Genomic DNA, 25,392 nt, shown 5'->3' with positions numbered 1-25,392 from the left:
CTTGCAAGCTTCGCGATTTGAGGTAACGTCGGTCCCATGAGCGCCAAACCCCGCATCGAACGCGCCGCCCTCGAGATCTTCGCCGCCAGCGGCGTGGACGCGACCACTACCAAGCTGATCGCCGCCCGCGCCGAGGTCTCCGAAGGGGCGATCTATCGCCACTGGAAGAGCAAGGACGAGCTGGCCGTCGGCCTGTTCATGTCGGCCCACCGGCGCCTCTCCGAGCTGATAGAGACCGAGGCCGGCGCGGTGCACGGCATCGACGCCAAGGCCGCCGCCCTGGTGCGCGCCTACTGCACGGCCGCCGACGAGGACTGGACGCTGTTTTCGTTCCACCTGCTACAGCTGCACCACTTCCTGCCCTACTACCAGGAAGACGGCCGCGACCCGGTCACCCTGGTCGAGACGATCATCAAGCACGCCATGCTGAAGATGGAACTGCCGCCGGGCGACCCGCGCGTCATCGCCGCCATGGCCCTGGGCGTGATCTCCCAGACCGCCCAGAACCGCGCCTACGGGCGCCTGGGCGAAGACCTGCTGTCGGCCCACGCCCCCCTGATGACCGCGGCCGTCCTGGCCGTGCTCAAGGCCCGCTAGAGGACCCGCACGAATGCGCAGCGCGCTCTTCAACGCCTACTACTGGGTGCTGTCGATCTTCTACGGCCTGTCGGCGGCCTTCTCGGCCCTGCTGCCGGGCCGCCGGCCGGTGACCTTCGCCCTGCGACTCTATTCCAAGCGCATGCTGTGGGCCCTGCGGGTCTTTGCTGGGGTCGAGGTCGAGGTGAAGGGTCGGGAAAACCTGCCCGAGGGCGCCTTCATCATCGCCGCCAAGCACCACAGCTGGGGCGACGGCTTCGTGATGTTCGCCAATCTCGACAACCTGTCCTTCGTGACCGGCGACCATCTGGAGAAGTTTCCGCTGCTGGGCGGGATCCTCAAGAAGTTCGGGGCCATCGTCGTCGATAGTTGCGGCGGACCGGAAGCCCGCGCCGCCTTGTCCAAGAGCGCCGCCCAGGTCGCCGCCGAGGGCCGCCGCATCCTGATCTATCCGGAAGGCCACCTGGCCGCGCCCGGCGAGCGGTTCCGCTACCGCACCGGCGTCTATCACATGAGCCGCGACTTCGACCTGCCGGTGATCCCGGCGGCCACCAATCTCGGCTGCTTCTGGAAGCAGCAGGAAAAGAAGAAGACCCCCGGCCGCGCCACCGTCAAATTCCTGCCCGCCCTGCCCCGCGACCTGCAGAAGATCGAGTTCATGAAGCTGCTGGAGATCACGGTCGAGGGCCGCACCAACGAGCTGATCGCCGAGGCCACGGGCCAACCGGTGAAGCCGTCGGTGCTGGTCGAATGGAACGGCAGGAAGAACGTCGCCAGCGATCCCGCCGAAGCGGCGGCCTGAACGCCATGCTCGCGCTCGTCCTGATTGAGACGCTTGCCGCGCTGGCGGTGCTGCTCATCGCCCACAACCTGGGCGCCCATCCCGCCAAGGGGATAGTGCTGGCGACGCCGGCCGCGGCGATGTTGGCCGCTCTGGCCTGGGTGGCGTCCTTCGCGGTCGCCCCCGCCTCGGGCGATCCAAGACCGGCCTGGACGATCTATGTGCTCTGGGCCCTGGCGGCGAGCGCCCCGGTGATTTCGCTGGCGACGATCGTGGCGGTCCGAGGCTTTCGCCTTCTGGCGACGTTGTTCGCGCTCCTGCAGACCCTGCTGGCCGCACTCTTGGCTCTGTTGGGAACCATGCAGATGACGGGCCTGTGGATCTGAGGATCATGGAAAGAACGCGCCCATGCTGCCCAACCTGCTGACCGCGCTTCGCCTGCTGGCCCTGCCCTTCCTGGCCTGGGCCGTGATGGCCGACGCCGGCTGGGCGGCCCTGGCGCTATTCCTCGGCGCGGGCCTGACCGACGTGCTCGACGGCTGGATCGCCCGGCGGTTCGGCCTGACCTCGGCCTTCGGGGCGATGTTCGATCTGCTGGCCGATCGCCTGCTGACCCTGGTCAGCCTTGGCGCCCTGATGGCCGCCGGCGCCTTTCCGGGCGCCTGGATCGTGGTTCCGCTGCTGCTGATCGCCCGCAACTTCTTCGTCGCCGGCCTGCAGCAGGCGCAGCCTGGACGGGACTTCAACTATCCGCTGCTGGAGCACCCGAAGATCGCGCTGAACTTCCTGGGCGTGTCGCTGCTGCTGGCGCCGATCGGGTCGGAACCTGTCGGACTTTGGGTGCTGGCGGCGAGCGCGGCGTTGTCGGTCGTCACCGTGACGATCTATGCGCGCCGGGCGGCCTCGCATTTCACCTTCTCCCAAAGGGAGAAGGAGGGGCCCGCGCCGAAAGGCGTGGGAGGATGAGGGGTTAGGGGCTGAGACGGCGTAACCCCTCACCCTCCCAGGCTATCGCCTGGGCCCCTCCCTCTCCCTCTGGGAGAGGGTTTGGATCAGTCGTTCGGCTCGGGCGCCGGTTGGATCGTCACGCTCTCGCCGCAGCCGCAGGCGTCGGTCTCGTTCGGATTGTGGAACACGAACTTCGACGACAGCTTGGTGATCTCGTAGTCGATCTCAGTGCCGATCAGGAACAGCACCGCCTTCGGTTCGATCAGGATGGTGACGCCCTTGTCCTCGACGACCTCGTCGATGGGCCCCTTCTCCTTGGCGTATTCGAAGACGTATTCCTGGCCCGCGCAGCCGCCGTTCTTCACGCCCACGCGCAGACCGGCATAGGGCTGGTCGGCCCTATCCATGATCTCCTTCACGCGCGTGGCGGCGGCCTCGGTCAGGGTGACGACCTTGGGGCGCGGACGACGCGGACGGGCGGTGACGGCGGCTTCCATGGGCTCTGTCCTCAGAACATGTTCAGCTGCAGCTTGGCCTCGTCGCTCATCCGCGACGGGTCCCACGGCGGGTCGAAGGTCAGGTCGACATTGCACGAGCGAATACCGTCGATCTCCATGACCGCGTCCTTGACCCAGCCCGGCATCTCGCCGGCCACCGGGCAGCCCGGCGCGGTCAGGGTCATGTCGATGGCCACGTCCTTGTCGTCGCTGACGTCGACCTTGTAGATCAGGCCCAGCTCATAGATGTCGACCGGGATTTCCGGGTCGAACACCGTCTTCAGCTTCTCGATCAGCTGGTCGGTCAGGCTGTTCAGCTCATCTTGCGAAAGAGCCGTGGCGGCGGGGGCTTGGTCGGTCATGCGCTCAACTGAAGAAGCTGCGGGCCTTGTCCAGCGCGTCCACGAACGCGTCGGCTTCGGCCTCAGTGTTATATAGGGCGAAAGAGGCCCGGGCGCTCGACGTCACCCCAAACCTTTTCGCCAGCGGCTCGGCGCAGTGGGTTCCGGCCCGCACGGCGACGCCGTAGCGGTCCAGCACCTGGGCCACATCATGGGCGTGGGCGCCTTCCAGCACGAAGCTCATCACCGCGCCCTTGCCGGGCGCCGTGCCGAGAATCCGGATGCCGTTGACGCCTTCGAGGCGCGCGGCGACCCGGTCGTACAGCGCGTGCTCGTGGGCCAGGGCCGCATCGCGATCGATGCCGTTCAGCCACTCGATCGCCGCGCCCAGGCCGATGGCCTCGAGGATCGCCGGCGTGCCGGCCTCGAAGCGGTGCGGCGGGTCGGCATAGGTGATCTTGTCGAGCGAGACCGAACCGATCATCTCGCCGCCGCCCTGGTAAGGCGGCAAGGCGGCAAGGCGCTCGGCCTTGCCATACAGCACGCCGATGCCGGTGGGGCCGTACAGCTTGTGGCCGCTGAACACGTAGAAATCGACGTCCAGGGCTTTGACGTCCACCTTGGTGTGGACCACGCCCTGGCAGCCGTCGAGCAGCACCGGCGCGCCGGCCGCGTGGGCCAGGCGCACGATCTCCGCCACGTCGTTGACCGTGCCCAGCACGTTCGACATGTGGGTGACGGCGACCATCCTGGTCTTTTCCGACAGCAGGCCCCGATAAGCCTCCATGTCGAGCCGGCCATCGTCGAGCACCGGGATGAACTTCAGCACGACGCCGTAGCGCTCGCGCAGGAAGTGCCACGGCACGATGTTGGCGTGGTGCTCCATCTCAGAGGTGATGATCTCGTCGCCGGCCTTCAGGGAACGCCCGAAGGTATCGGCCACCAGGTTTACCGCCTCGGTGGCGCTCTTGGTGTAGACGATCTCGTTTACGTCGGCGTTGATGAAGCGGGCGACGGTTTCACGCGCCTTTTCATAGGCTTCCGTCGTTTCGTTGGCCAACGTATGCAGGCCCCGATGGACGTTGGCGTAGGAGGTGCGGGCCAGGCCCATCATGGCGTCCAGCACCGCGTCGGGCTTCTGGGCGCTGGCGGCGCTGTCCAGATAGACCAGCGGCTTGCCGTGCACGGTGCGCGACAGGATCGGGAACTGGGCGCGGATCGCCTCGACGTCGAAGGTCGTCGTCATTCGCTGCGCCCCAGCTGCTTGGCGACCCAGGCGGCGGCGATCTCGCGGGCGCCGGCGTGCTCGATGCGCTCGACCACCTCGCCGACGAAGGCCTCCGTCAGCATGGCGCGGGCCTCCAGCTCGGGAATGCCGCGCTGGCGGGCGTAGAACACCGCTTCCTCGTCCAGGGCGCCGATGGTGTTGCCATGGGCGCAGGAGACGTCGTCGGCGAAGATCAGCAGTTCGGGCTTGGCGTCGATCTCGGCCTTGTCCGACAGGATCAGGGCATGATGGCCCATCCGCGCGTCGGTCTGGTCGGCGCCGGGTTGGACGATGATCCGCCCCTGGAACACGCCGCGGGCCTGGTCGGCGACCATCCCCTTGGTCAGCTGGCTGGTGACGCCGTCGACGCCGCCATGGGTGACCACGGTGGTCTGGTCGGCATGGCGCTGGCCGTTCAGCAGATAGATCCCGTCCAGCCGAGCCTCGGCATGGGCGCCCGGATGGGCGACATGGGTCTCGAACCGCTGGCGACGGGCGCCGCCGGTCAGGACGGTCTGGGAAAAGCTCGCGCCGGCGGCAAGGTCGATCCGGGCGGTGACGACGTTCACCGCCTCGGCCTCGTCCCCGACCAGCACGATGCGCGTCAGGCTCGCGCCCTCGCCCACGGCGATGTCGAGCGAGACGTCGGAGACGTAGCCGGCGGCGCGGCCTTCATGGCTTTCCAGCAAGGTCAGGCTGGCGCCTGGCTCGACCACGACCGCATAGGACGCGGCCTGCGAGGCCTTGTCGGTCGCCGCCACGAAGCGCAGCGCGATGACGTCGCCCTGCCCGCTCGTGGCCACATGGCGGCCGTTGACGAACAGGATCTCGCCGTCGGCCAGGCCCGCGAACGGACCGGCCGCGACCTCGCCGTCGAACTTCGGCGCGGGCTCGGGCAGCACGCGGATCAGGCCGCGCAGGTCGGTCCAGCGCCAGTCCTCGTCGCGGCGCGACGGCAGGACCGTGACGTCGCCGGTCTTCAGGGCGGTGGAAAGGCTCACGCGGCAGCCCCGGCGTACTTGTCGTAGCCCTCGGCTTCCAGCTGCAGGGCCAGTTCCGGGCCGCCCGAGGCGACGATGCGGCCGGCAGCCAGCACGTGCACGCGGTCGGGTTTGATGTAGTCGAGCAGGCGCTGGTAGTGGGTGATCACCAGCATGCCGCGCTCAGGCGAACGCAAGGCGTTGACGCCTTCCGAGACGATCTTCAGGGCGTCGATGTCGAGGCCCGAGTCCGTCTCGTCGAGGATCAGGAACTTCGGCGACAGCATCGCCATCTGGAAGATTTCCATCCGCTTCTTTTCGCCGCCCGAGAAGCCGACGTTCAGGCCGCGCTTGAGCATCTCGAAGTCGATCTTCAGCGCGGCGGCCTTTTCCTTGGCCAGCTTCAGGAAGGCCGGCGCGGCGATCTCGTCCTCGCCGCGGGCGCGGCGCTGGGCGTTGACGGCCGTGCGGATGAAGGTCAGGGCCGGCACGCCGGGGATCTCCAGCGGATACTGGAACGACAGGAACACGCCCTTGGCCGCCCGTTCGTTGGGCTCCAGGCTCAGCAGGTCCTCGCCGTTCAGGCTCGCCGTCCCTTCGGTGACCTCGTAGCCGCCGCGGCCGCTCAGCACGTAGGACAGCGTCGACTTGCCGGCGCCGTTCGGACCCATGATGGCGTGCACCTCGCCGGCCGGCACCTCGAGCGTGACGCCCTTCAGGATCGGCTTGGCTTCGACGCGGGCGTGGAGGTTTTGGATAGAGAGCATTAGCTTCGCCCGTACTTTCTCAAAGCTTCGTCTTCAGCGACCGGTTCAAATTGGGCGGGGCCTCCGCCATGCATTTCGCTGTGCGGATAGGTACGCTCCCAAAGGCTCCGATCCTTCGGGTCGCGATAGAGCACCGACCATCCGCCTTCGGCGGTCGCCAGTTGTATAAATCCGTCCCAAGGCGCCGAAGCCGTCACCCGACGCTTCCTTCCAGGCTGATCGCCACCAGCTTCTGAGCCTCCACCGCGAATTCCATAGGCAGTTGCTGCAGCACGTCGCGGACGAAGCCGTTGACCAGCAGGGCCACGGCCTCTTCCTGCGAAAGGCCGCGCTGCTGGCAGTAGAACAGCTGGTCGTCCGACAGGCGGGTGGTGGTGGCCTCGTGCTCAAACACCGACTGGCCGTTGCGGGCCTCGATATAGGGCACGGTGTGGGCCGCGCAGGTCTTGCCGATGAGCAAGGAGTCGCACTGGGTGAAGTTGCGCGCGCCCTTGGCCTTGGGGTGGGCCGAGACCAGGCCGCGATAGGTGCTGGTCGACTTGCCGGCGCTGATGCCCTTGGCGACGATCCGCGACTTCGTATTGGCGCCCAGGTGGATCATCTTGGTGCCGGTGTCGGCCTGCTGATGACCGTTGGTCACGGCGATCGAGTAGAACTCGCCCGACGAGCCCTCGCCGCGCAGAACGCAGGAGGGATACTTCCAGGTGATGGCCGATCCGGTCTCGACCTGGGTCCACGACACCTTCGAGCGGTCGCCGCGACAGTCGGCGCGCTTGGTGACGAAGTTGTAGATGCCGCCCTTGCCGGTCTCCGGATCGCCCGGGTACCAGTTCTGGACGGTGGAATACTTGATCTCGGCGTCGTCCAGCAAAACCAGCTCGACCACGGCCGCGTGCAGCTGGTTCTCGTCGCGCATCGGGGCCGTGCAGCCCTCCAGGTACGAGACGTAGGCGCCCTTGTCGGCGATGATCAGGGTGCGCTCGAACTGACCGGAATCCTTGGCGTTGATCCGGAAATAGGTCGACAGCTCCATCGGGCAGCGCACGCCCGGCGGCACGTAGACGAAGCTACCGTCGCTGAACACAGCGCTGTTGAGGCAGGCGAAATAGTTGTCCGAGGTCGGCACGACGCTGCCCAGGTACTGCTTGACCAGTTCCGGGTGCTCGCGGATTGCCTCGCTCATCGAGCAGAAGATGACGCCGGCCTGGGCCAGCTCCTTCTTGAAGGTGGTAACCACCGACACGCTGTCGAACACCGCGTCCACGGCGTAGCGCGGCGCGCCTTCGACGCCGGCCAGCACGGCCTGCTCCTTCAGCGGGATGCCCAGCTTCTCGTAGACGGCCAGCAGCTCGGGATCGACCTCGTCCAGGCTTTTGGGCCCTTCCTTGGTCTTCGGCGCGGCGTAGTAGTAGGTGTCCTGGTAGTCGATCTTCGGGTAGCTGACCTTGGCCCAGTCCGGCTCATCCAGCTCGAGCCAGCGACGATAGGCGTCCAGGCGCCATTCCAGCATCCACGCCGGCTCGTCCTTCTTGGCCGAGATGAAGCGCACGATGTCCTCGGAGAGCCCCTTGGGGGCGAACTCCTGGTCGATATCGGTCGTAAAGCCGTGCTCGTATTTCTCGAGCGCGGCGACGGTGTCGATCGTTTCCTTGACCGCGGCCATCAAGCCACCTCCCGGCGACGGGCGCCGATACGCTTCCAGGCGGCGAGCCAGGCGTCGCCGCACACAATCCAATCCGCTTCCGTGCTCGCCCAACCGCCGCTGACGCGCAGCGCGAAGGGGGCGAGATCGGAGCGGCCCATGGCCTCGACCACGCGACTGGCCTTGACCTTGCCCGACGAGCAGGCGCTGCCGGCGCTGACCATCACCTCGGCGAGATCCAGGTTCATGACCTGGACCTGCGAGGCGAAGCCCTCGGCGGCCAAACAAAGAGTCTGGGGCAGGCGAGCAGCGCCCTCCCCGAGCACTACGCCGCCAGCGTCCTTGACCCGCTGGGCCAAGGCGTCGCGCCAAATGCCCTGATCGGCCGCCTGGGGCAAGTCCCGCAGGGCGGCGACCGCAGCCGCGCCGAAGCCGGCGATGCCCGCGACGTTCTCGGTGCCCGCACGGCGGCCCCGCTCCTGGCCGCCGCCATGCTGGCGACGCACGACATTGGCCCGCGTGCCGGCGACCAGCGCGCCGACGCCTTGCGGGCCGCCGATCTTGTGGGCCGACAGCGCCAGGGTGTCGGCGCCGAGGGCGGAGAAGTCGATGGCGATCTTGCCGGCCGCCTGCACGGCGTCGACATGCAGCAGGCCGTCGGCTGCGCGCACGATCGCCGAAGCCTGCGCCACCGGCTGGATCACGCCCGTCTCGTTGTTGGCCAGCATCAGGCAGACCAGGGTCCGGCCCTCGCCCGCCAGCAGTTCGGAAAGCTTGGAGAGATCCGCGACGCCGTCCGCATCGACCGGCAGCACGGAGACGGAAACGCCGCTGGCGGCGGCGGTCTCGACCACGGCGTCGTGCTCGATGGCGCTGACCACGATGCGCTTGACGCCCGAAGCGACGGCGCTGTCGATGGCCAGGACGTTGGCTTCGGTGCCGCCGCTGACGAAGGTGACCGAGCCGGCGACCACGCCGACCAGTTCGCCGACCGCCTTGCGAGCCGTCTCGACCACGTCGCGGGCGGCGCGGCCGGCCGCGTGCACCGAGCTTGGATTGCCGGCCAGCTCAAAGGCGCGCAGCACCGCGTCCCGCGCCTCGGGGCGGATCGGGGCGGTGGCGTTGTAGTCCAGATAGGTGGCGGGCTTGCTGGTCACGCCGCGACCTTCTCCTCGGGCCGCAGGCGGCCTTCCAGAACGTCGGCGACGGTCACCGAGGCCAGGTAGCTATGGATCTGGCGGCCCATCTCTTCCCACAGGTCGTGGGTCAGGCACTTGGCGCCGCCGGCCATGCAGCCCTTGTGGCCGCTCTTGCCCACGCCGCAGCGCGTGGCGCGCAGGGGCTCATCCACGGCCATGACGATGTCGGAGATTCGGGTCGCGCGGGCGTCGGCCGCCAGGCGATAGCCGCCGCCCGGACCGCGGGCGCTGACCACCAGCCCCTTGCGGCGCAGACGGGCGAAGAGCTGTTCGAGATAGGAAAGCGAAATCTGCTGGCGGGCGGCGATCTCGGCCAGGGCCACCGCGCGGCCCTCCGCCTCGTCCTGCTTGCGGGCGAGGTCGGTCATGGCCATCACGGCGTAACGTCCCTTCGTGCTCAGGCGCATCAGGCGCTCTCCCTTGCAGATTCCCCGCGCAACCGCATTTGCGTATGCTACAAGCCGCGACTTCGCGCCGCGCCCGTCAGGGCGCCGCTACGCGATGCGGATTTAGGAAGACCAAGCGCGGCGGTCAAGTATTCCATGCGCCTTTTCGGTGCGGGAGGACACCCGTCGTCGCCCCTTTTTGTGACGGGGAACTGAATGCCTGACGTGATTTTGACCGGCGCAGCGGGCCGCATCGAAGGCCGTTATTCGCCGGGCAAGACGGACAATGCGCCCATCGCGCTGATCCTGCACCCGCACCCCAAGGCCGGCGGCCACATGAACCACCCGGTGTCGGTGCAGCTGTACCACCTGTTCATGAAGCGCGGTTTCGCGACCCTGCGCTTCAACTTCCGCGGCGTCGGCCGCAGCCAGGGCGAATTCGACAGCGGCATCGGCGAACTGGCCGACGCGGCCACGGCGCTGGACTGGCTGCAGTCCAACAACCCGGCCGCCGCCCAGACCTGGGTCGCCGGCTACAGCTTCGGCGCCTATATCGGCATGCAGCTGCTGATGCGCCGCCCGGAGACGGACGGCTTCATCTCGGTGTCGCCGCCGACCAACATGTACGACTTCAGCTTCCTGGCCCCCTGCCCGGCCTCGGGCCTGATCCTGACCGGCGGCGCCGACACCGTCGTGCCGCCCGTCGAGGTCGAGCGCGTGGTCTCCAAGCTGCGCACCCAGAAGGGCATCGTCATCGACTACGAAGTCGTCGACAAGGCCACCCACTTCTGGGCCGAGCACCTGCCCAGCGTCGAGCAGGCCGTCGGCGGCTATCTCGACAAGCGCCTGGAAGCCAACCCGATCCCGTAGGGGTTGGAGGCTTTCTGCCTGGAATTTAGAGCCCGCTCTCGGCGACGAGGGCGGGCTTTTTCGTTTCCGCCCTTCCCTGACGGCGCTTCACCTCTCGCATCTGCGAGACAGACTCGACATCACCCCCTAAAACCACCGTTATCGCTATCATCGGAGCGGCCGGCCCATGCACTATGACATCGTGATCGTCGGCGGCGGCGCGGGCGGGCTGGAACTGGCCGCGCAGATGGGCCGCAAGCTGGGGCGCCGGGCCGGGAAGGAGCGGATCCTGCTGATCGACCGCTCCAGCTTCCACATCTGGAAGCCGACCCTGCACGAGGTGGCCGCCGGCACGCTGGACGTTCACCAGGAAGGCCTGTCCTACTCGATCCTCGGCCGCGCCAACCATTTCAGCTTCCTGCTCGGCGACCTGGCCGCGCTGGACCCGACCGCCAAGCGCCTGACCTTGAAGCCGATCGCCTCGCCGGACGGTGGCGTGCTGGTGCCCGAGCGCTCGATCACCTTCACCTGGGGCGTGCTGGCCATCGGCAGCGGCTCCAACCTGTTCGGCACGCCGGGCGCGGAGACCGCCCACCTGCTGGAGCGCACCGAAGACGCCGAGGCCTTCCACACCCGCCTGCTGGCCACCTTCATGAAGGCCTCGTTCGCGCCCGAGCGGACCATGGGCGTGGCCATCGTCGGCGGCGGCGCCACGGGCGTCGAGTTATCGGCCGAACTGCTGGAAGCCCATCGCGCGCTTCTGGACGCCCTCGGCGCCGAGCAGCGCTTCCGCCTCGACATCACCATCGTCGAGGCCGCGCCGCGCATCCTGGGCGGCCTGCCCGACAAGACCTCGGCCCAGGCGACCGTCGCCCTGGAGCGCAAGGGCGTGCGGGTGCGCACCGGCGCCAAGGTGCTGGCCGTCCACGCCGACCGCCTGGAGACCAGCCATGGCGACATCCCCGCCGACCTGATCGTCTGGGCGGCCGGGGTGAAGGCCGCCGACAGCAATGCGGCGCTGGGCCTGGAGACCAACCGCCTCAACCAGTTCGTCGTCAACGAGCGGCTGGAAAGCTCCGCGCCGGACATCTGGGCTCTCGGCGACTGCGCCGCCTGCCCGTGGAAGGACGGCAAGCTGGTGCCGGCCCGCGCCCAGGCCGCCCACCAGCAGGCCAGCTACCTGGCCAAGGTCCTGCTCGCCCGCCTGCGCCAGGCGCGGGTCGAGGAGCCCTACGTCTACAAGGACTTCGGCTCGCTGGTGTCGCTGGGCGAGAACAAGGGCGTCGGCGCCCTGATGGGCGGCCTCGGCGGCCCCAACTTCTTCATCGAGGGCCTGGTGGCCAAGTGGTTCTATGTCTCGCTGCACCTGGCCCACCACAAGGCCATCCTCGGCGTGACCAAGACCGCGTTGCTGGCGTTGGCGCGGCTGCTGCAACAGCGCGTGGCGGGGCGGCTAAAGCTGCACTAGGTCCCCTCTCCCAGAGGGAGAGGGAGGGGCCCACGCGCAGCGTGGGAGGGTGAGGGGTTACGCCATCAACCGGCGTGCCGGCACGCCGTCTTCAGTCCCTAACCCCTCATCCGGCGCTTCGCGCCACCTTCTCCCTCTGGGAGAAGGATCACGGATTGACGATCCTGCCCCCCGTCATCGCCGCTCCCACCCCCGTCGTCCCCGGGAAGCTGATCGGCAGCCCCCGCGCCGTGCGGGCGGCCAGATACGCGAACGCCTCGGCCTCGATCGCATCGCCGCGCCAGCCGTAGTCCTCGGCAGTCTTCACCGGCACGGGGCAGCGCTCGGTCAGCACCTTCATGATCTGCGGGTTTCGACGCCCGCCGCCGCAGACGATCAGGGCGCTGGGTCGCGCGCCGTGGTCGAAGGCCTTGACCACAGCCTCGGCGGTGAAGGCCACCAGGGTGGCCGCCGCATCCTCGGCCGACAGCGGCTCGACCAGGTCGAGCGGGAAGTCGTAGCGATCCAGCGACTTGGGCGCGGGACCGGCGAAGTAGCTGCTGGCCAGGAACCGCTGCAGGATCGCCTCGTCCACCTTGCCCGCCGCGGCCAGTCGGCCGTTCTCGTCGAAGCGGCCCAGGCCCCGCTCCTGCAACATCAGGTCGATCATGCCGTTGCCGGGGCCGGTGTCGAAGGCCAGCAGCGTGCCGTCCGCCTCGACCAGGGTGATGTTGGCCACCCCGCCGATGTTCAGCGCCGCCACCGGCGCGGCCAGGCCGGAGGCCAGGGCGCGGGCCTGGTGATAGATCGGGGCCAGCGGCGCCCCCTGCCCGCCCGCAGCCACGTCGGCGGTGCGGAAGTCGAAGGCCACGGGTCGTCCCGTCGCCTTGGCCAGGCGCTCGGCGTCGAGCAGTTGCACGGTCCGGCCGATCCGATCGGGCGTCGGCCGCTCGTGCAGCACGGTCTGGCCGTGCACGCCCAGCAGGTCGAACTCGCTCCACGACAGGCCGTGCTCGGCCAGGAAGCTTTCGGCGGCCCACAGGTGCTCGTCGGCGACGGCGCGGGCGGCCTCGGCGAAGATCTCCGGCTCAGGCCTGTCGCGCGGCCAGCCGCGGGCGATCTCGGTGGTCACCAGCAGCAGGTCGCGGGTCTCTTCGCGCAGCTTGCGCTCGCCCGCGGGCCCAAAGCCCTGGATCGTCTCGCCGTCGGTGTCGAGCACCGCCATGTCGACCGCATCCAATGAGGTGCCGGTCATGAATCCCAGAATACGCATGGGTCCGTTGACTGCCACGCCGCCGGTCGGCTAGCTAGACCCCATGACCGCCAAGGCCCTCCGTACCCGAGCCTATTATCGCCCGCTGATCTAGCGGGCGCACGACCGGTCATGTCGACGCACCGCCATCTGGCCGGCGATGCGTCCCCTCCCCTTCGACGACGTCTCCGGCGAACGCCGAAGGAGACTACCGATGAAACCCTCGCCACAGAGCCCCTCGCCCGTGCTAGACGCGCGGGCCAGCGATACAGAGAGTCGAGCCATGTCCGCCGCGCCGCAGAGCTTCAAGTCCGAATTCCTGCAGACGATGCAGAGCCGCGGCTACATCCACCAGATCACCCATCCGGACGAGCTGGATGCGGCCGCCGCGACCGGCGCCATCACCGCCTACATCGGCTTCGACGCCACCGCCCCGTCCCTGCACGTCGGCCACCTGATCCAGATCATGATGCTGCGCCGCCTGCAGCAGGCCGGCCACAAGCCGATCGTCCTGATGGGCGGCGGCACCACCCGCGTGGGCGATCCGACCTTCAAGGACACCCAGCGCCCGCTGCTGACCGACGCGCAGATCCAGTCGAACATCGACGGCATCAAGCAGGTGTTCGCCAACTTCCTGACCTTCGGCGACGGCCCGACCGACGCGGTGATGGTCGACAACGACGAGTGGCTTTCGAAGCTCGGCTACGTGCAGTTCCTGCGCGACTACGGCGTGCACTTCACGATCAATCGCATGCTGACCTTCGACTCGGTGAAGCTGCGGCTCGAGCGCGAGCAGCCGATGACCTTCCTCGAGTTCAACTACATGCTGATGCAGGCCACCGACTTCCTGGAACTGAACCGCAAGTACGGCTGCGTGCTGCAGATGGGCGGCTCGGACCAGTGGGGCAACATCCTCAACGGCGTCGAGCTGACCCGCCGCGTCGACCAGAAGGCCGCCTTCGGCCTGACCACGCCTCTGCTGACCACAGCCTCGGGCGCCAAGATGGGCAAGACCGCCGCCGGCGCCGTCTGGCTCAACGCCGACGCCCTGAGTCCTTACGACTACTGGCAGTTCTGGCGCAACACCGAGGACGCCGACGTGGGCCGCTTCCTGAAGCTGTTCACCGACCTGCCGCTGGACAAGGTCGCCGAGCTGGAAGCACTGCCGGGCGCCCAGATCAACGACGCCAAGAAGGTGCTGGCCGACGAGGCCACCCGCCTGGTCCACGGCGAGGAGGCGGCCAAGACGGCGCGCGCCACGGCCGAGAAGGCCTTCGAGCAGGGCCAGCTGTCGGCCGACCTGCCGACGGTCGAGATCGCCGCCTCGGTGCTCGCCGAGGGCGTGGCCCTGGCGGTGCTGGCCACCGACATCGGCCTGACCGCCTCGCGCGGCGAGGCCCGTCGCCTGGCCCAGGGCGGCGGCCTGCGCCTGAACGACGCCCAGGAGAAGGACGGCGACCGCCTGGTGACCAACGCCGACCTCGTGGACGGCGTGGTCAAGCTGAGCCAAGGCAAGAAGAAGATCGTGCTGGTCAAGCCGGTCTGAGATGTAGCGTCCCGGTCCGGCTCGGCCGGTCCGGGGCCCGTTTGATGTTGGCCTAAGTAATGTTGGAGAGAGTGCGATGCTGAGCCCCGGCGACAAGGCCCCCGACTTCGACCTGCCCACCGACACCGGCCGCGTCAGCCTGGCCGGCCTGAAGGGCAAGGCCGTCGTGCTCTACTTCTATCCGAAGGACGACACGACCGGCTGCACCTCGCAGGCCCTGCAGTTCTCGGCCGAGGTCGAGGAGTTCGCCAAGGCCGGCGCCGTGATCGTCGGCGTCTCCAAGGACAGCGCCGCCAGCCACGGCAAATTCCGCAAGAAGCACGACCTGACCGTCGAGCTGGCCGCCGACACCCTGGGCGAGACCGTCGAGGCCTATGGCTCGTGGGTCGAGAAGAGCATGTACGGCCGCAAGTACATGGGCATCGACCGCTCGACCTTCCTGATCGACCGCGAAGGCGTGGTCCGCGAGGTCTGGCGCAAGGTGAAAGTGCCCAACCACGTCAAGGCGGTGCTGAAGTCGGCCCAGGCCCTGAAGGGCTGAGGCGTCCACGCGACCGGCGATACTGTGGCGCCGGCGCCGCAAGGCCTCGCTTTTCCGCAACGACTCCCGCGTCGCGTGTAGCCAATCCGTTCATGCGGCGTTAATCGGAACGGACGCATGGTCGAAACTTGACCTTTCCGCACCTTCGCAGGTGCGAAGAGTCTTGCACGTTCCCGTTTTCTCGTTGCATATCGCCAGGACCTTGAAAACGGGGGTTTCCTAGGCCATGGCGATCGCGCGTTTCCAACGCCTGCGTAAGACCCTCGAAAGTCTGTTTCCGGAACGGCATCTGTACGTCCGCTCGGGCGGCGAGATGCGCGGATACGTGCTTTCCACGAAGAAGCAGCTGGCCTGCGCGGCCGGCGTCGCCGGCGCGGCCCTGTGGATGGGCGTGTGCACCGCGGCGATGATGGTCAACGCCCTGGCCGTCAGCGAGAGCGACCAGCTCGTTCTCAAGCAAAAAGCTTATTACGAGCGCCTCAACGCCGACCGTCAGGCGCGCCTGAACAGCGCCGTCGCGCAGCTGTCGGCCACCAGCGGCTCGCTCGACGAACTGGCCCTGTCGGTCGAAAAGCGCCACGCGGCCCTGGCCATGCTGGTCAGCGACTTCAAGGGCGCGCCCGGCGCCGCCCAGGCGCTGGCCGTCAACAAGCCCGTCCTCGCCGACGCCTCGCCGGTCGAGCGCATCCAGGCCACCCGCATGGACCAGGAGCGCCTGATCGACGCGGCCGAAGGCTTTGCCAAGAGCCGGGCCGAGCGCCTGCGCCTGGCCATGCGCATGGCCGGCCTCGACGCCGGCAGCTTCACCGGCCGCGGCGCAGCCCTGGGCGGCCCGCTGATCGAGGCCAAGGACCCCCGCGCCCTGGCCGCCGTGCTCGACGTCGATGAGGAGTTCGCCTCGCGCATCCATCGCGCCGCCAGCGACATGTCGGACATGCGCTCGCTGTCCAGCGCCGCCCAGCGCCTGCCCTTCTACCGGCCGACCTCGAACCCGGCCCTGTCGAGCAGCTACGGCGTCCGCTTCGACCCGTTCACCCATCGCCCAGCCTTCCATTCGGGCCTGGATTTCCCCGGCGCCTTCTACACGCCGATCATGGCCACGGCCCCGGGCGTCATCTCGTTCACCGGCGTGCGCTCGGGCTACGGCAACACCGTCGAGATCGACCATGGCGGCGGCTTCAAGACCCGCTACGCCCACCTGCAGGCCATTGCCGTGCGCGTGGGGCAGCGCGTCTCGATCGGCCAGCGCGTCGGCGCCATGGGCTCCACCGGCCGCTCCACCGGCCCGCACCTCCATTACGAGGTCTGGGTCAACGGACGCGCCCAGAACCCCAACCGTTTCCTCAAGGCAGGCGAGTATGTTCAGCAAGCCGGTTAAGGGGTCGCGCACCCCGCCCCAGATTGAGCCCCTGCCCCTGACGCCGGCCGCGCCGCCGGTCGAGACGGCCCGCAAGGCCCCGCCTCGCGTGGCCTCGCTGATCTCGTCGGACATCACCATCGAGGGCGGCGTCAACGGCGACGGCGAGCTGCAGATCGACGGCGTGGTGCGCGGCGACGTCCGCGTCGGCCGCCTGACCGTCGGCGAGACCGGCCATGTCGAGGGCGGCGTCTACGCCGAGGTCGTGGAAGTGCGCGGGCGCGTGGTCGGCGCCGTCACCGCCAAGCAGGTGCGCCTCTACGGCACGGCCTATGTCGACGGCGACATCACCCACGAGCAGCTGGCCATGGAAACCGGCGCCTTCTTCCAGGGCCGTAGCCTGAAGTTCCAGCGTCAGGCCCCGCCGCAGGTCGCCCCCGTAGCGGTCGCTCCGGCGCCGGTCGCCGACCTAACCCTGACGGCGCGGCCGGTCGGCTGAAGCCGCCAAGCCTGAGCCACAAAGAAAAACGCCCCGGATCGCTCCGGGGCGTTCGTCGTTTCAGGCGGCGCCCGAGGGCCTCAGCCCTCGGAAGCGTCCCGGGTCGCGCCGACCCGCTGGGCCAGCGAGGCGCCCATGAAGGCGTCTAGGTCGCCGTCCAGAACCCCGGCGGTGTCGGAGGTCTCGACGTTGGTCCGCAGGTCCTTGACCATCTGGTACGGCTGCAGGACGTACGAGCGGATCTGGTGACCCCATCCGATGTCGGTCTTCTGGTCGTGCAGCGCCTGCTGGGCGGCTTCACGCTTCTGAAGTTCGGCCTCGTACATCCGGGCGCGCAGCATCTTCCAGGCTTCGTCGCGGTTCTGGTGCTGCGAGCGGCCGGCCTGGCAGGCCACCACGATGCCGGTCGGAATGTGCGTCAGACGGACGGCCGAGTCGGTCTTGTTGATGTGCTGACCGCCGGCGCCGGAAGCCCGGTAGGTGTCGGTGCGCACATCGGACGGATTGATGTCGATCTCGATCGTGTCGTCGATGACCGGATAGACCCAGGCCGAGGCGAACGAGGTGTGGCGCCGGGCGCTGCTGTCATAGGGGCTGATGCGCACCAGGCGGTGCACGCCGGCCTCGGTCTTCAGCCAGCCATAGGCGTTGGCGCCCTTGACCAGCAGCGTGGCCGACTTGATGCCGGCCTGATCGCCGTCGGTCTCTTCGACCAGCTCGGTGGTCATGCCGTGGGCGTTGGCCCAGCGGGTGTACATCCGCAGCAGGATGCCCGCCCAGTCGCACGACTCGGTGCCGCCGGCGCCCGAGTTGATTTCGATATAGGCGTCGTTGCCGTCGGCCTCGCCCGACAGCAGGGCCTCGAGTTCAGCGCGGGCGGCGCGTTCCTTGATGGCCTTCAGCTGAGCGCGGGCGTCGTTGAGGGTGTCCTCGTCCGACTCCATCTCAGCAAGCTCGGCGTATTCGAGCGCGTCCTTGACGTCGCGGATGATGCTCTGCACCGCCTCGACCTTGGCGGCCAGGTTGGCGCGCTCGCGGGAGACGGCCTGAGCCTCGGACGGACGGTCCCACAGCGTCGGGTCTTCGACCCGCGCGTTCAGTTCATCGAGTTTTCTAAGGGCGACATCCCAGTCAAAGACGCCTCCTGAGCAGTCCAACGGACTGCTCGATGTCGGCCGCGGCGGCCTCGACATCCGGTCTCATCACGTAACTCCGTGACTAAAGTAAGGGCGCGGGACATAGCCCGCGCCCGGAGTCGGCGCAACCGCGCCGGCTCCACTTGCTTCAAGAATGAGTCGGCGCAACCGCGCCGGATTCTATCGTCAGTAAAGCCCGCTGATGTCCGGCTGCTTCGGCTGTTGCCTGGGCGGCTGTTCGGACGGCGAAGGCTGGCCGGTCGGCACGCCGTTGGGCCAGGCGTCGCCGTAGGAGACCGGACCGCCGGTCGCGGCCGGGACCGCCACCTTGGGCTCGGTGCCCGGACGGAAGGCCTCGCGCACGCCGCGCACCATGGCGAACTTGGCGGTCTTGGGCGGCTTGAACTCGGTCTTCGGCTGGTCCTTCAGGGCCACCTTCATGAAGTCGATGAACACCGGCACGGCGTCCTGCGAGCCCGTCTCCCCCTCGCCCAGCGAGCGGTTGTCGTCATAGCCGACGAACACGCCGACGATCAGGTTGGGCGAATAGCCAATGAACCAGGCGCTGCGGTACTCATTGGTGGTGCCGGTCTTGCCGGCCAGCGGATAGCCCAGTTGGCTGACCGAGGCAGCCGTGCCGCGCTGGACCACGCCCTGCAGCATGGAGGTCACCTGATAGGCCGTGACCGGGTCCATAACCTGCTCGCCGGGCGCGGTGACCCGCGGGCTCTCGTCGCCGCCGAAACCGGCGGTGCAGCGCGGGCAGTCGCGCTTGTCGGCGCGGAAGATCACCTTGCCCTCGCGGTCCTGCACCAGCTCGATCAGGTGCGGCTCGATGCGGCGACCGCCATTGGCGAACGGCGCATAGGCCGAGGTGATCTTGAACGGAGTCGTCTCGCCCGCCCCCAGGGCCATGGCCAGCACCGGCGACATGTCCTGGACCACGCCGGTCTTCTTGGCCATGTCGATGATCTTCTTCATGCCCACGCCCTGGGCCAGGCGCACGGTCATGGCGTTGATCGACCGCTCCAGGCCCTTGCGCAGCGGCAGGGCGCCGTAGAACTTCTTCTCGTAGTTCTCCGGGCTCCAGTCCTGGCCGTTGGCGCCCTTGAAGGTGATGGCGCTGTCCAGGATCACGCTGGCGGGCGTGTAGCCGTTCTCCAGGGCCGTGGCGTAGACGAACGGCTTGAACGACGAGCCGGGCTGGCGCATCGCCTGGGTCGCCCGATTGAAGTTCGACAGCGAGAACGAATAGCCGCCGACCAGGGCCACCACGCGGCCGGTATAGGGCTCGATGGCCACCAGGGCGCCGTTGACGGCCGGAACCTGCTTAAGGCGATAGGTCGAGGTGCCTTCCACCTGCTCAACGAACACCAGGTCGCCGACCTTCAGGCCCTTGCCGGCCTTGGCCCAGGTGATGTCCTCGCCGGCCAGGGCCCCCTGCCCTTCGTCCTTGATCAGGCGCACGCCGCCGCCAGCCGAGGTGATCACGGCCGCGCGCCAGCCCCGGCGCTCGGCCGGCGGGCGCTTGGCCTGGGCGGCCTTCTCCCAGCCCTCGTCCAGGCTTTCGACATGGCCCCAGGCCCCGCGCCAGCCGTGGCGGCGATCGTAGTGCTCCAGGCCGTCCATCAGCGAAACCCGCGCCGCGGTCTGCAGCGTCGGATCCAGCGTGGTGCGCATGTAGTAGCCGCCCTCGTTCAGGCGCGGGCCCAGCGTGGCCATGCCCCGCTGGCGCACTTCCTCGACGAAGTAGTCGGCGTCGCGATAGGCCGCGCGCTTAGGCGCGGACTGCACGACCAGGTCCTCGGCGATGGCCTTGTCGGCGTCGGCCCGGCTGACCCAGCCCAGCTCGGCCATCTGGCCCAGGATCCAGTCGCGGCGGGCCTTCGCTTTGGCCTTGTTGCGGATCGGATGGTAGTTGTCCGGCCCCTTGGGCAGGGCCGCCAGATAGGCGCATTCGGCCAGGGACAGCTCGGGCAGCGACTTGCCGAAATAGTTGTAGGCGGCCGCGCCGACGCCGAACGAGCGATAGCCCAGCCAGATTTCGTTCAGGTACAGCTCGAGGATCTGCTGCTTGTCGAGCGACTGTTCCAGGCGGCGGGCCAGGATCGCTTCCTTGAACTTGCGGCCAACCGTGGCGTCGCTGGTCAGCAGCACGTTCTTGGCGACCTGCTGGGTGATGGTCGAGCCGCCTTCCAGCCGCCGCCCGCGCATGGCGTTGCCGACGTTCTTGAGCATGGCGCGCGAGAAACCGCCCACGTCGACGCCGCCGTGCTTGAAGAAGTTGCGGTCCTCGGCGGCCATGAAGGCCTGAGCCAGCTGCGGCGGGATCTGGTCGTAGGGAACGAAGATCCGGCGTTCCTTGGAGTATTCGCCGATCAGGGTGCCGTCCCAGGCATAGACGCGCGTGGCGGTCGGCGGACGGTAGTCCTGCAGCTCGCCGGCGTCGGGCATGTCGTGGAACAGCCAGGCGGCGTAGATGGCGATGGCGAACCCCGCCACCGCGATCGTCGACAGCACCGCGACGCCGGCTATGGCGATCCATCTTTCGGCGGGCTTCAAGTCCACACGGCCTCCGTCGAGCCGCGCGAGGGTCGCGCGCTCAAATCATTCAAGGATGGCTGTAACCCGCATCGGGCGAGGCGCCAACGCCCCTGCCCGCTGCTTGCCCCTTCCAAAAGGTCATCGCCCGGCTTGTCCGGGCGACCCAAGCGGGGTGTCAGGGATATAGCTGGGTCGACTTGGGTCGCCCGCATGAAGCGGGCGATGACTTCTACAAGAAGTGCGCGATCGAAGCCGAACGCCTGCGCCCCTCAGCGGGCCGCCATCCGGGTCTGGGCGGCGAAGTAGGTTTCGATCGAGCCGGCGACCGCGCCCATCAGGCGTTCGCGGCCCGAAGCGCTCTTCAGCAGCTTCTCGTCCTCGACATTGGTCATGAAGCCCATTTCCAGCAGCACGGCCGGAACGTCGGGAGCCAGCAGCACGATGAAGCCGGCGTCGCGGTGGCTGCGGCGCAGCAGCACGGTCTCGTCGCCGACCTTTTCCAGCAGGGTCTCGGCGAAGGCGGCCGAGCGGTTCTTGGTGGCGCGCTGCGACAGGTCCAGCAGGATCTGGCCGACCGCGCGGTCACGGCCCGGCAGGCTGGCCTTCATCAGCCAGTCGTCCTTCTCCAGCACCCGGGCGGCGCGCTCAGCGCCCTTTTCCGACAGGGTGTAGACGCTGGCGCCGCGGGTGCCGACATCGGGCCCTGAGTCGGCGTGCAGCGAGATGAACAGGTCCGCATCGGCGCGGCGGGCGATCTGCACGCGCGATTCCAGCGGGATGAAGGTGTCGGTGTCGCGGGTCAGGACGACATTGAAGCGGCCGGTCTTTTCCAGCTTGGTCTTCAGCGCCTTGGCCGCGGCCAGGGTGACGTCCTTCTCGTTGGTGTTGGCGCCGGCCGAGCCCGGATCCTTGCCGCCGTGGCCGGCGTCGATGACGATCGTCTTCTTCAGCTTCAGGCCCGAGGGCTTGGCCGGGGTCGACACGGTGGTCGGGCGCATGACCGCGGCGGTGGCCGAAGCCGGATCGCTGGCGGCCAGGTCGATGACATAGCGATAGGCCGTCGCGCCGTCGGCCGGCGGAAGCAGGAAGCGGCGCTTGACGACGGCCTTCGAGGAAAGATCGAGGGAAAGGCGTGCGCCGCCGCCGGCTTCGTCGATGACCCAGCGGTCAACGAGGCCGTGGCCCGCGCCCTGCAGGTCGCCCGAAACCGTGACGTTGGGCAGGCCGACCATGATGCGGTTGGCGGCTTCGCCGTCGCCGATCAGCTTGCCGACGGCCGCGCGGTCCAGGTCGATGACGACTCGGGTCTCGGCGCGGTCGCCGCCGAAGCGGACCTTCTGCACGCCCGCGGCCGGCGCGGGGCCCTGCACGGTCGCCACGGCCACGCCGGCGAGCGCCAGCGCGCCGACGATCAATGCCGCCTTCGCCCAACCCGTTCTCGCAGCTCCGATGACGACCTTACGCATACCCGCCCAGCCTGGTGGCGCTCACGACAAAAGCAATTAGCCATATCTCCATGGACGGGTAGCAAAACCGTTAAGGAAACCGTTTCTTTCATCAATTTCGCCGCGTGCTCCACGGCGCTTTTCATTTGCATTGCGTTCTTGCTAGAGTGGCGCCGTACGCTGAGCGACGTCGTCAGACGCAGCGCTTTGCGTGAGCGGTTCCCAAATGTCGGACGCGCCCCATGCGTCCCCCACGCCGGAGCCGCCGGACTTTGAGTTTGCGGGCGACGGCCGGCCTGGGACGATGTCTCGGCAACCCGAGCCCAACAAGGGCCCCGCGTCGGGCCTTTCGCCGCTCCCGGCGACGACGCGTCATCCGATCCGCGCCATCCGGCGCGTCAAAGGAAACAAACGAAACCCCATGGGCTGCGCCGCACCCGATCGCCTCTGGCAACCGCCCTTCGAACTTCGCTCCGGCGAAGTCGCGGTCTGCGATGCGCGCGCCCCTCATTCATATCGGCGCCCGGGCCTCGCGTCCGCCGCGCGCCGTGGAGATTCCCTATATGTCGAAGAAGATGTTGATCGACGCCGCCCACGCCGAAGAGACGCGTGTGGTGGTGGTGGACGGTTCGCGGGTTGAAGAATTCGATTTCGAGAGCCAGACCCGCAAGCAACTTCGAGGAAATATCTATCTCGCCAAGGTGACCCGCGTTGAACCCAGCCTCCAGGCTGCGTTCATCGAATACGGCGGCAACCGTCACGGTTTCCTCGCCTTCAACGAGATCCACCCCGACTACTACCAGATCCCGGTCGCCGACCGCGAAGCGCTGATGCGCGATGATTCGCACGACGACGAGGATGACGCTCCGGTCTCGCGCCGCGCCTCGGGCGGTGACGACGAGGACGACCACGATCACGCCATCGACGACGAAGACGACGACGTCGAAGAAGAACTGGCGCGCCGCAAGCGCCGCCTGATGCGCAAGTACAAGATCCAGGAAGTGATCCGCCGCCGGCAGATCATGCTGGTCCAGGTCGTCAAGGAAGAACGCGGCAACAAGGGCGCGGCCCTGACCACCTACCTGTCGCTCGCCGGCCGCTACGGCGTCCTGATGCCCAACACCGCCCGCGGCGGCGGCATCAGCCGCAAGATCACGGCCATCACCGATCGCAAGCGCCTCAAGAGCGTCGTGCAGAGCCTGGACGTGCCGCAGGGCATGGGCCTGATCGTCCGCACGGCCGGCGCCAAGCGCACCAAGGCCGAGGTCAAGCGCGACTACGAATACCTGCTGCGTCTGTGGGAGAACATCCGCGACAACACGCTGCACTCGGTCGCGCCGGCGCTGATCTACGAGGAGGAAGACCTCGTCAAGCGCGCCATCCGCGACATGTATGACAAGGACCTCGACGGCATCTGGGTCGAGGGTGAGGCCGGCTACAAGGAAGCGCGCGACTTCATGCGCATGCTGATGCCCAGCCAGGCCAAGAAGGTGTTCCCGTACCGGGAAGCCGCGCCGCTGTTCGTCAAGCACAAGATCGAGGACCATCTGGCCCAGATCTATTCCCCGGTCGTGCCGCTGCGCTCCGGCGGCTATCTGGTGATCAACCAGACCGAGGCCCTCGTCGCCATCGACGTCAACTCGGGCAAGGCCACGCGCGAGCGCAACATCGAGGCCACGGCCCTCAAGACCAACATCGAAGCGGCCGAAGAAGCCGCCCGCCAACTGCGCCTGCGCGACCTGGCCGGCCTGATCGTCATCGACTTCATCGACATGGATGAAGGCAAGAACAACCGCACGGTCGAGAAGGTCCTCAAGGACGCCCTCAAGGACGACCGCGCCCGCATCCAGATGGGCAAGATCTCGGGCTTTGGCCTGATGGAGATCAGCCGCCAGCGTCGCCGCACCGGCGTGCTGGAAGGCACCACCCACGTCTGCGAGCACTGCGAAGGCACCGGCCGCGTCCGCTCGGTCGAATCGAGCGCCCTGGCCGCCCTGCGCGCCGTCGAGATCGAGGCCCTGAAGGGCAGCGGCTCGGTGGTGCTGAAGGTCAGCCGCGCCGTCGGCATTTACATCCTCAACGAAAAGCGCGCCTACCTGCTGCGCCTGCAGCAGACCCACGGCCTGTTCGTGACCGTGCTGGTCGATGACGGCCTGCGTCAGGCCGAGCACGAGATCGAGCGCACCGAGCTGGGCGAGCGCTTCACCCCGCCGCCGGTCGCCTACGAGCCCGATCCCGCCTTCGACGAAGTGTTCGAGGACGAGGACGAAGACGAGGAAGAGATCGTCTCCGACGAGTCCGAAGAGGACGAGGACGAGGACGAAGCCCCGCGCAAGGCCCGCTCGGACGAAGAGCGCGGCGGTCGTCGCAACAAGCGCCGCCGTCGTGGCCGTCGCGACGAGGAAGAGACCACCGAAGAGGCCGCCGGCGAAGACGCCGAGGCCGAGTTCGACGCGGAAGGCGACGTCGATGGCGACGATGAGGAATCGCGCCGCCGCCGCCGCCGTCGGGGTCGCCGTGGCGGCCGTCGCGGCGGTCGCGAGGACGGCGATCGCACCGCCGACGCCTATGTCTGGACCCGTCCGCGCGTCCCGTTCGGCGACAACCCGTATGTCTGGCACGATCCGGAAGCCCTGGAAGCCCGTGGCGGCGAAGGCCGTCGCGACCGCGGCGAGCGTCCGGAACGGACCGAGCGTCCCGAGCGCGCCGAGCGCCAGGACCGTCCGGAAGCCGCCGAGCGTCCCGAGCGCCAGGACCGCCCCGAGCGTTCGGAGCGCCGCGACCGCCGTCGTGGCCGCGACCGCCAGCCGGCCGCCGAGACGCCGATCGCTCCGGTCGCCGTCGAGGACGTCGCCCCGCTGGTGCTCGAGCCGCCGGTGATCGAGGGCCCGCCCGCCGACGTCTGGGTCGAACTGCCGGAAGTCGCCGAAGCCGCTCCCGCCAAGAAGCCGCGCCGTTCGCGCAGCCGCGGCCGCAAGGGCGCCGCTGAAGGCGCCGGCGAAGGCGCGGAAGCGACCGAGGCTCTGGAAGCCGCGATCGCCGACGCTCCGACCGAAGCCCTGGCCGAAGTCGTCGCGGAAACCGCCTCGATCGCCGCCGAGCCTGTCGAAGCGCCCGTCGAGGCCGCCCCTGAACCGGTGGCCGAACCGGTCGTCGAAGCGGCTCCCGAGCCCGTCGTCGAAGCCGTCGCCGCGCCGGAACCGGCCGCCGTCGAGCCCGAACCGGCCCCGGCGCCCGCCGAGCCCGACCCGGCCGAGATCACCACCCCGCCGGCCGCTCCCAAGCGCGGCTGGTGGCGTCGCGGCTGATCGACGGATCGGCAACAAAACGACCGCGGCGGCGCCATGGCGTCGCCGCGGTTCGCGCCTATA

General features: G+C 68.4%; 24 protein-coding genes. 11 read left to right on the top strand and 13 right to left on the bottom strand.

The annotated features are described in order from the left end of the window. Window positions 1–36: 36 nt before the first annotated feature. The 4 genes from I4Q42_RS07920 to I4Q42_RS07905 are packed head-to-tail and all read left to right on the top strand — an operon-like array spanning window position 37 to window position 2,344. Window positions 37–597 (top strand): TetR/AcrR family transcriptional regulator, encoded by a 561-nt coding sequence (locus tag I4Q42_RS07920; RefSeq protein WP_198575530.1) that lies wholly within the window; start codon window positions 37–39, stop codon window positions 595–597. Window positions 598–610: 13 nt separating this feature from the next. After that, on the top strand, window positions 611–1,399 hold the full coding sequence (locus tag I4Q42_RS07915; protein ID WP_198575529.1) for a lysophospholipid acyltransferase family protein: 789 nt from the start codon (window positions 611–613) through the stop codon (window positions 1,397–1,399). Between the two features lie 5 nt (window positions 1,400–1,404). Continuing rightward, window positions 1,405–1,764, top strand: a complete 360-nt coding sequence (locus tag I4Q42_RS07910; RefSeq protein ID WP_198575528.1) for a hypothetical protein — start codon at window positions 1,405–1,407, stop codon at window positions 1,762–1,764. Between the two features lie 22 nt (window positions 1,765–1,786). After that, complete coding sequence (locus I4Q42_RS07905; protein WP_198575527.1) at window positions 1,787–2,344, top strand: CDP-alcohol phosphatidyltransferase family protein; 558 nt, start codon at window positions 1,787–1,789, stop codon at window positions 2,342–2,344. A gap of 86 nt (window positions 2,345–2,430) precedes the next feature. On the opposite strand, the gene I4Q42_RS07900 is transcribed toward I4Q42_RS07905, so the two are convergent. Genes I4Q42_RS07900 through I4Q42_RS07860 form a run of 9 tightly spaced genes read right to left on the bottom strand, consistent with a single transcriptional unit; the run spans window position 2,431 to window position 9,426 of the window. After that, window positions 2,431–2,823 carry a HesB/IscA family protein gene (locus tag I4Q42_RS07900; RefSeq protein ID WP_198575526.1) on the bottom strand — a complete coding sequence of 131 codons (393 nt, stop codon included), beginning with the start codon at window positions 2,821–2,823 and terminating at the stop codon, window positions 2,431–2,433. 11 nt (window positions 2,824–2,834) lie between these two features. Then, complete coding sequence (locus I4Q42_RS07895) at window positions 2,835–3,185, bottom strand: SUF system Fe-S cluster assembly protein (protein WP_198575525.1); 351 nt, start codon at window positions 3,183–3,185, stop codon at window positions 2,835–2,837. A gap of 4 nt (window positions 3,186–3,189) precedes the next feature. Next, entirely contained in the window at window positions 3,190–4,410 is a 1,221-nt protein-coding gene (locus I4Q42_RS07890; RefSeq protein ID WP_198575524.1) for an aminotransferase class V-fold PLP-dependent enzyme, read from the bottom strand. Next, window positions 4,407–5,432: a Fe-S cluster assembly protein SufD gene (gene sufD, locus I4Q42_RS07885; RefSeq protein ID WP_198575523.1), complete on the bottom strand. Its 1,026-nt coding sequence runs from the start codon at window positions 5,430–5,432 to the stop codon at window positions 4,407–4,409. The genes I4Q42_RS07890 and sufD overlap by 4 nt, the downstream gene beginning before the upstream one ends. Next, window positions 5,429–6,178, bottom strand: a complete 750-nt coding sequence (sufC, locus tag I4Q42_RS07880) for a Fe-S cluster assembly ATPase SufC (protein ID WP_198575522.1) — start codon at window positions 6,176–6,178, stop codon at window positions 5,429–5,431. Before sufC ends, sufD begins: the two co-directional genes overlap by 4 nt. Then, window positions 6,178–6,375, bottom strand: coding sequence for an Imm27 family immunity protein (locus I4Q42_RS26580; protein ID WP_198575521.1), 198 nt, complete (start codon window positions 6,373–6,375; stop codon window positions 6,178–6,180). Before I4Q42_RS26580 ends, sufC begins: the two co-directional genes overlap by 1 nt. Further along, on the bottom strand, window positions 6,372–7,841 hold the full coding sequence (sufB, locus tag I4Q42_RS07870) for a Fe-S cluster assembly protein SufB (RefSeq protein WP_198575520.1): 1,470 nt from the start codon (window positions 7,839–7,841) through the stop codon (window positions 6,372–6,374). Before sufB ends, I4Q42_RS26580 begins: the two co-directional genes overlap by 4 nt. Beyond that, window positions 7,841–8,977 carry a cysteine desulfurase family protein gene (locus tag I4Q42_RS07865; protein ID WP_198575519.1) on the bottom strand — a complete coding sequence of 379 codons (1,137 nt, stop codon included), beginning with the start codon at window positions 8,975–8,977 and terminating at the stop codon, window positions 7,841–7,843. The genes sufB and I4Q42_RS07865 overlap by 1 nt, the downstream gene beginning before the upstream one ends. Continuing rightward, window positions 8,974–9,426, bottom strand: a complete 453-nt coding sequence (locus I4Q42_RS07860) for an Rrf2 family transcriptional regulator (RefSeq protein WP_198575518.1) — start codon at window positions 9,424–9,426, stop codon at window positions 8,974–8,976. Before I4Q42_RS07860 ends, I4Q42_RS07865 begins: the two co-directional genes overlap by 4 nt. 195 nt (window positions 9,427–9,621) lie before the next feature. Here I4Q42_RS07860 and I4Q42_RS07855 point away from each other — a divergent pair, with 195 nt between their 5' ends. Together I4Q42_RS07855 and I4Q42_RS07850 are read left to right on the top strand one after the other, a co-directional pair. Continuing rightward, window positions 9,622–10,275 carry an alpha/beta hydrolase gene (locus I4Q42_RS07855; protein ID WP_198575517.1) on the top strand — a complete coding sequence of 218 codons (654 nt, stop codon included), beginning with the start codon at window positions 9,622–9,624 and terminating at the stop codon, window positions 10,273–10,275. A gap of 166 nt (window positions 10,276–10,441) precedes the next feature. After that, on the top strand, window positions 10,442–11,722 hold the full coding sequence (locus I4Q42_RS07850) for an NAD(P)/FAD-dependent oxidoreductase (RefSeq protein ID WP_198575516.1): 1,281 nt from the start codon (window positions 10,442–10,444) through the stop codon (window positions 11,720–11,722). Window positions 11,723–11,870: 148 nt separating this feature from the next. On the opposite strand, the gene I4Q42_RS07845 is transcribed toward I4Q42_RS07850, so the two are convergent. Further along, the gene (locus I4Q42_RS07845) at window positions 11,871–12,974 is read right to left on the bottom strand and encodes an anhydro-N-acetylmuramic acid kinase (protein ID WP_198575515.1); all 1,104 of its coding nucleotides are present in this window, start codon (window positions 12,972–12,974) and stop codon (window positions 11,871–11,873) included. 193 nt (window positions 12,975–13,167) lie between these two features. On the opposite strand from I4Q42_RS07845, the gene tyrS reads away from it, so the two are divergent. The 4 genes from tyrS to I4Q42_RS07825 all read left to right on the top strand — a co-directional run bounded on the left by tyrS (window position 13,168) and on the right by I4Q42_RS07825 (window position 16,896). Beyond that, window positions 13,168–14,499 carry a tyrosine--tRNA ligase gene (gene tyrS, locus I4Q42_RS07840; RefSeq protein WP_198575514.1) on the top strand — a complete coding sequence of 444 codons (1,332 nt, stop codon included), beginning with the start codon at window positions 13,168–13,170 and terminating at the stop codon, window positions 14,497–14,499. A gap of 76 nt (window positions 14,500–14,575) precedes the next feature. Then, a complete protein-coding gene (locus I4Q42_RS07835) occupies window positions 14,576–15,040 on the top strand; it encodes a peroxiredoxin (protein WP_198575513.1) in 465 nt (154 codons plus the stop codon). Window positions 15,041–15,266: 226 nt separating this feature from the next. Next, entirely contained in the window at window positions 15,267–16,418 is a 1,152-nt protein-coding gene (locus I4Q42_RS07830; protein ID WP_198575512.1) for a M23 family metallopeptidase, read from the top strand. Beyond that, window positions 16,399–16,896 (top strand): bactofilin family protein, encoded by a 498-nt coding sequence (locus I4Q42_RS07825; RefSeq protein ID WP_198575511.1) that lies wholly within the window; start codon window positions 16,399–16,401, stop codon window positions 16,894–16,896. The genes I4Q42_RS07830 and I4Q42_RS07825 overlap by 20 nt, the downstream gene beginning before the upstream one ends. Window positions 16,897–16,976: 80 nt before the next feature. On the opposite strand, the gene prfB is transcribed toward I4Q42_RS07825, so the two are convergent. The 3 genes from prfB to I4Q42_RS07810 form a co-directional block, all read right to left on the bottom strand. Then, window positions 16,977–18,099, bottom strand: a protein-coding gene (gene prfB / locus I4Q42_RS07820; protein ID WP_198575510.1) for a peptide chain release factor 2 whose coding sequence is annotated in 2 segments (ribosomal slippage) — window positions 16,977–18,029 and window positions 18,031–18,099 — 1,122 coding nt in all. Because the reading frame shifts where the segments join, the coding sequence is not laid out codon by codon here. Window positions 18,100–18,218: 119 nt separating this feature from the next. After that, window positions 18,219–20,600 (bottom strand): penicillin-binding protein 1A, encoded by a 2,382-nt coding sequence (locus I4Q42_RS07815; RefSeq protein ID WP_198575509.1) that lies wholly within the window; start codon window positions 20,598–20,600, stop codon window positions 18,219–18,221. Between the two features lie 245 nt (window positions 20,601–20,845). Continuing rightward, window positions 20,846–22,042 (bottom strand): N-acetylmuramoyl-L-alanine amidase family protein, encoded by a 1,197-nt coding sequence (locus I4Q42_RS07810; protein ID WP_198575508.1) that lies wholly within the window; start codon window positions 22,040–22,042, stop codon window positions 20,846–20,848. A gap of 542 nt (window positions 22,043–22,584) precedes the next feature. Between I4Q42_RS07810 and I4Q42_RS07805 the strand changes: the two genes are divergently transcribed. Further along, window positions 22,585–25,329 (top strand): Rne/Rng family ribonuclease, encoded by a 2,745-nt coding sequence (locus I4Q42_RS07805; RefSeq protein WP_198575507.1) that lies wholly within the window; start codon window positions 22,585–22,587, stop codon window positions 25,327–25,329. The last annotated feature ends 63 nt before the right edge of the window (window positions 25,330–25,392 follow it).

It is taken from the genome of Caulobacter hibisci (assembly GCF_016135805.1).
In the GTDB taxonomy this organism is placed as follows: domain Bacteria; phylum Pseudomonadota; class Alphaproteobacteria; order Caulobacterales; family Caulobacteraceae; genus Caulobacter; species Caulobacter hibisci.
The sequence above is the reverse complement of the archived record's forward strand: the minus strand, read 5'-3'. Positions and strand labels throughout refer to the sequence as shown.

Excerpts from the sequence above, each read along its gene's own strand:
- I4Q42_RS07920 (WP_198575530.1), top strand. The coding sequence starts at position 37 with ATGAGCGCCAAACCCCGCATCGAACGCGCCGCCCTCGAGATCTTCGCC.
- I4Q42_RS07915 (WP_198575529.1), top strand. The coding sequence starts at position 611 with ATGCGCAGCGCGCTCTTCAACGCCTACTACTGGGTGCTGTCGATCTTC.
- I4Q42_RS07910 (WP_198575528.1), top strand. The coding sequence starts at position 1,405 with ATGCTCGCGCTCGTCCTGATTGAGACGCTTGCCGCGCTGGCGGTGCTG.
- I4Q42_RS07905 (WP_198575527.1), top strand. The coding sequence starts at position 1,787 with ATGCTGCCCAACCTGCTGACCGCGCTTCGCCTGCTGGCCCTGCCCTTC.
- I4Q42_RS07900 (WP_198575526.1), bottom strand. The coding sequence starts at position 2,823 with ATGGAAGCCGCCGTCACCGCCCGTCCGCGTCGTCCGCGCCCCAAGGTC.
- I4Q42_RS07895 (WP_198575525.1), bottom strand. The coding sequence starts at position 3,185 with ATGACCGACCAAGCCCCCGCCGCCACGGCTCTTTCGCAAGATGAGCTG.
- I4Q42_RS07890 (WP_198575524.1), bottom strand. The coding sequence starts at position 4,410 with ATGACGACGACCTTCGACGTCGAGGCGATCCGCGCCCAGTTCCCGATC.
- sufC (WP_198575522.1), bottom strand. The coding sequence starts at position 6,178 with ATGCTCTCTATCCAAAACCTCCACGCCCGCGTCGAAGCCAAGCCGATC.
- sufB (WP_198575520.1), bottom strand. The coding sequence starts at position 7,841 with ATGGCCGCGGTCAAGGAAACGATCGACACCGTCGCCGCGCTCGAGAAA.
- I4Q42_RS07860 (WP_198575518.1), bottom strand. The coding sequence starts at position 9,426 with ATGCGCCTGAGCACGAAGGGACGTTACGCCGTGATGGCCATGACCGAC.
- I4Q42_RS07855 (WP_198575517.1), top strand. The coding sequence starts at position 9,622 with ATGCCTGACGTGATTTTGACCGGCGCAGCGGGCCGCATCGAAGGCCGT.
- I4Q42_RS07850 (WP_198575516.1), top strand. The coding sequence starts at position 10,442 with ATGCACTATGACATCGTGATCGTCGGCGGCGGCGCGGGCGGGCTGGAA.
- I4Q42_RS07845 (WP_198575515.1), bottom strand. The coding sequence starts at position 12,974 with ATGCGTATTCTGGGATTCATGACCGGCACCTCATTGGATGCGGTCGAC.
- tyrS (WP_198575514.1), top strand. The coding sequence starts at position 13,168 with ATGAAACCCTCGCCACAGAGCCCCTCGCCCGTGCTAGACGCGCGGGCC.
- I4Q42_RS07835 (WP_198575513.1), top strand. The coding sequence starts at position 14,576 with ATGCTGAGCCCCGGCGACAAGGCCCCCGACTTCGACCTGCCCACCGAC.
- I4Q42_RS07830 (WP_198575512.1), top strand. The coding sequence starts at position 15,267 with ATGGCGATCGCGCGTTTCCAACGCCTGCGTAAGACCCTCGAAAGTCTG.
- I4Q42_RS07825 (WP_198575511.1), top strand. The coding sequence starts at position 16,399 with ATGTTCAGCAAGCCGGTTAAGGGGTCGCGCACCCCGCCCCAGATTGAG.
- I4Q42_RS07810 (WP_198575508.1), bottom strand. The coding sequence starts at position 22,042 with ATGCGTAAGGTCGTCATCGGAGCTGCGAGAACGGGTTGGGCGAAGGCG.
- I4Q42_RS07805 (WP_198575507.1), top strand. The coding sequence starts at position 22,585 with ATGTCGAAGAAGATGTTGATCGACGCCGCCCACGCCGAAGAGACGCGT.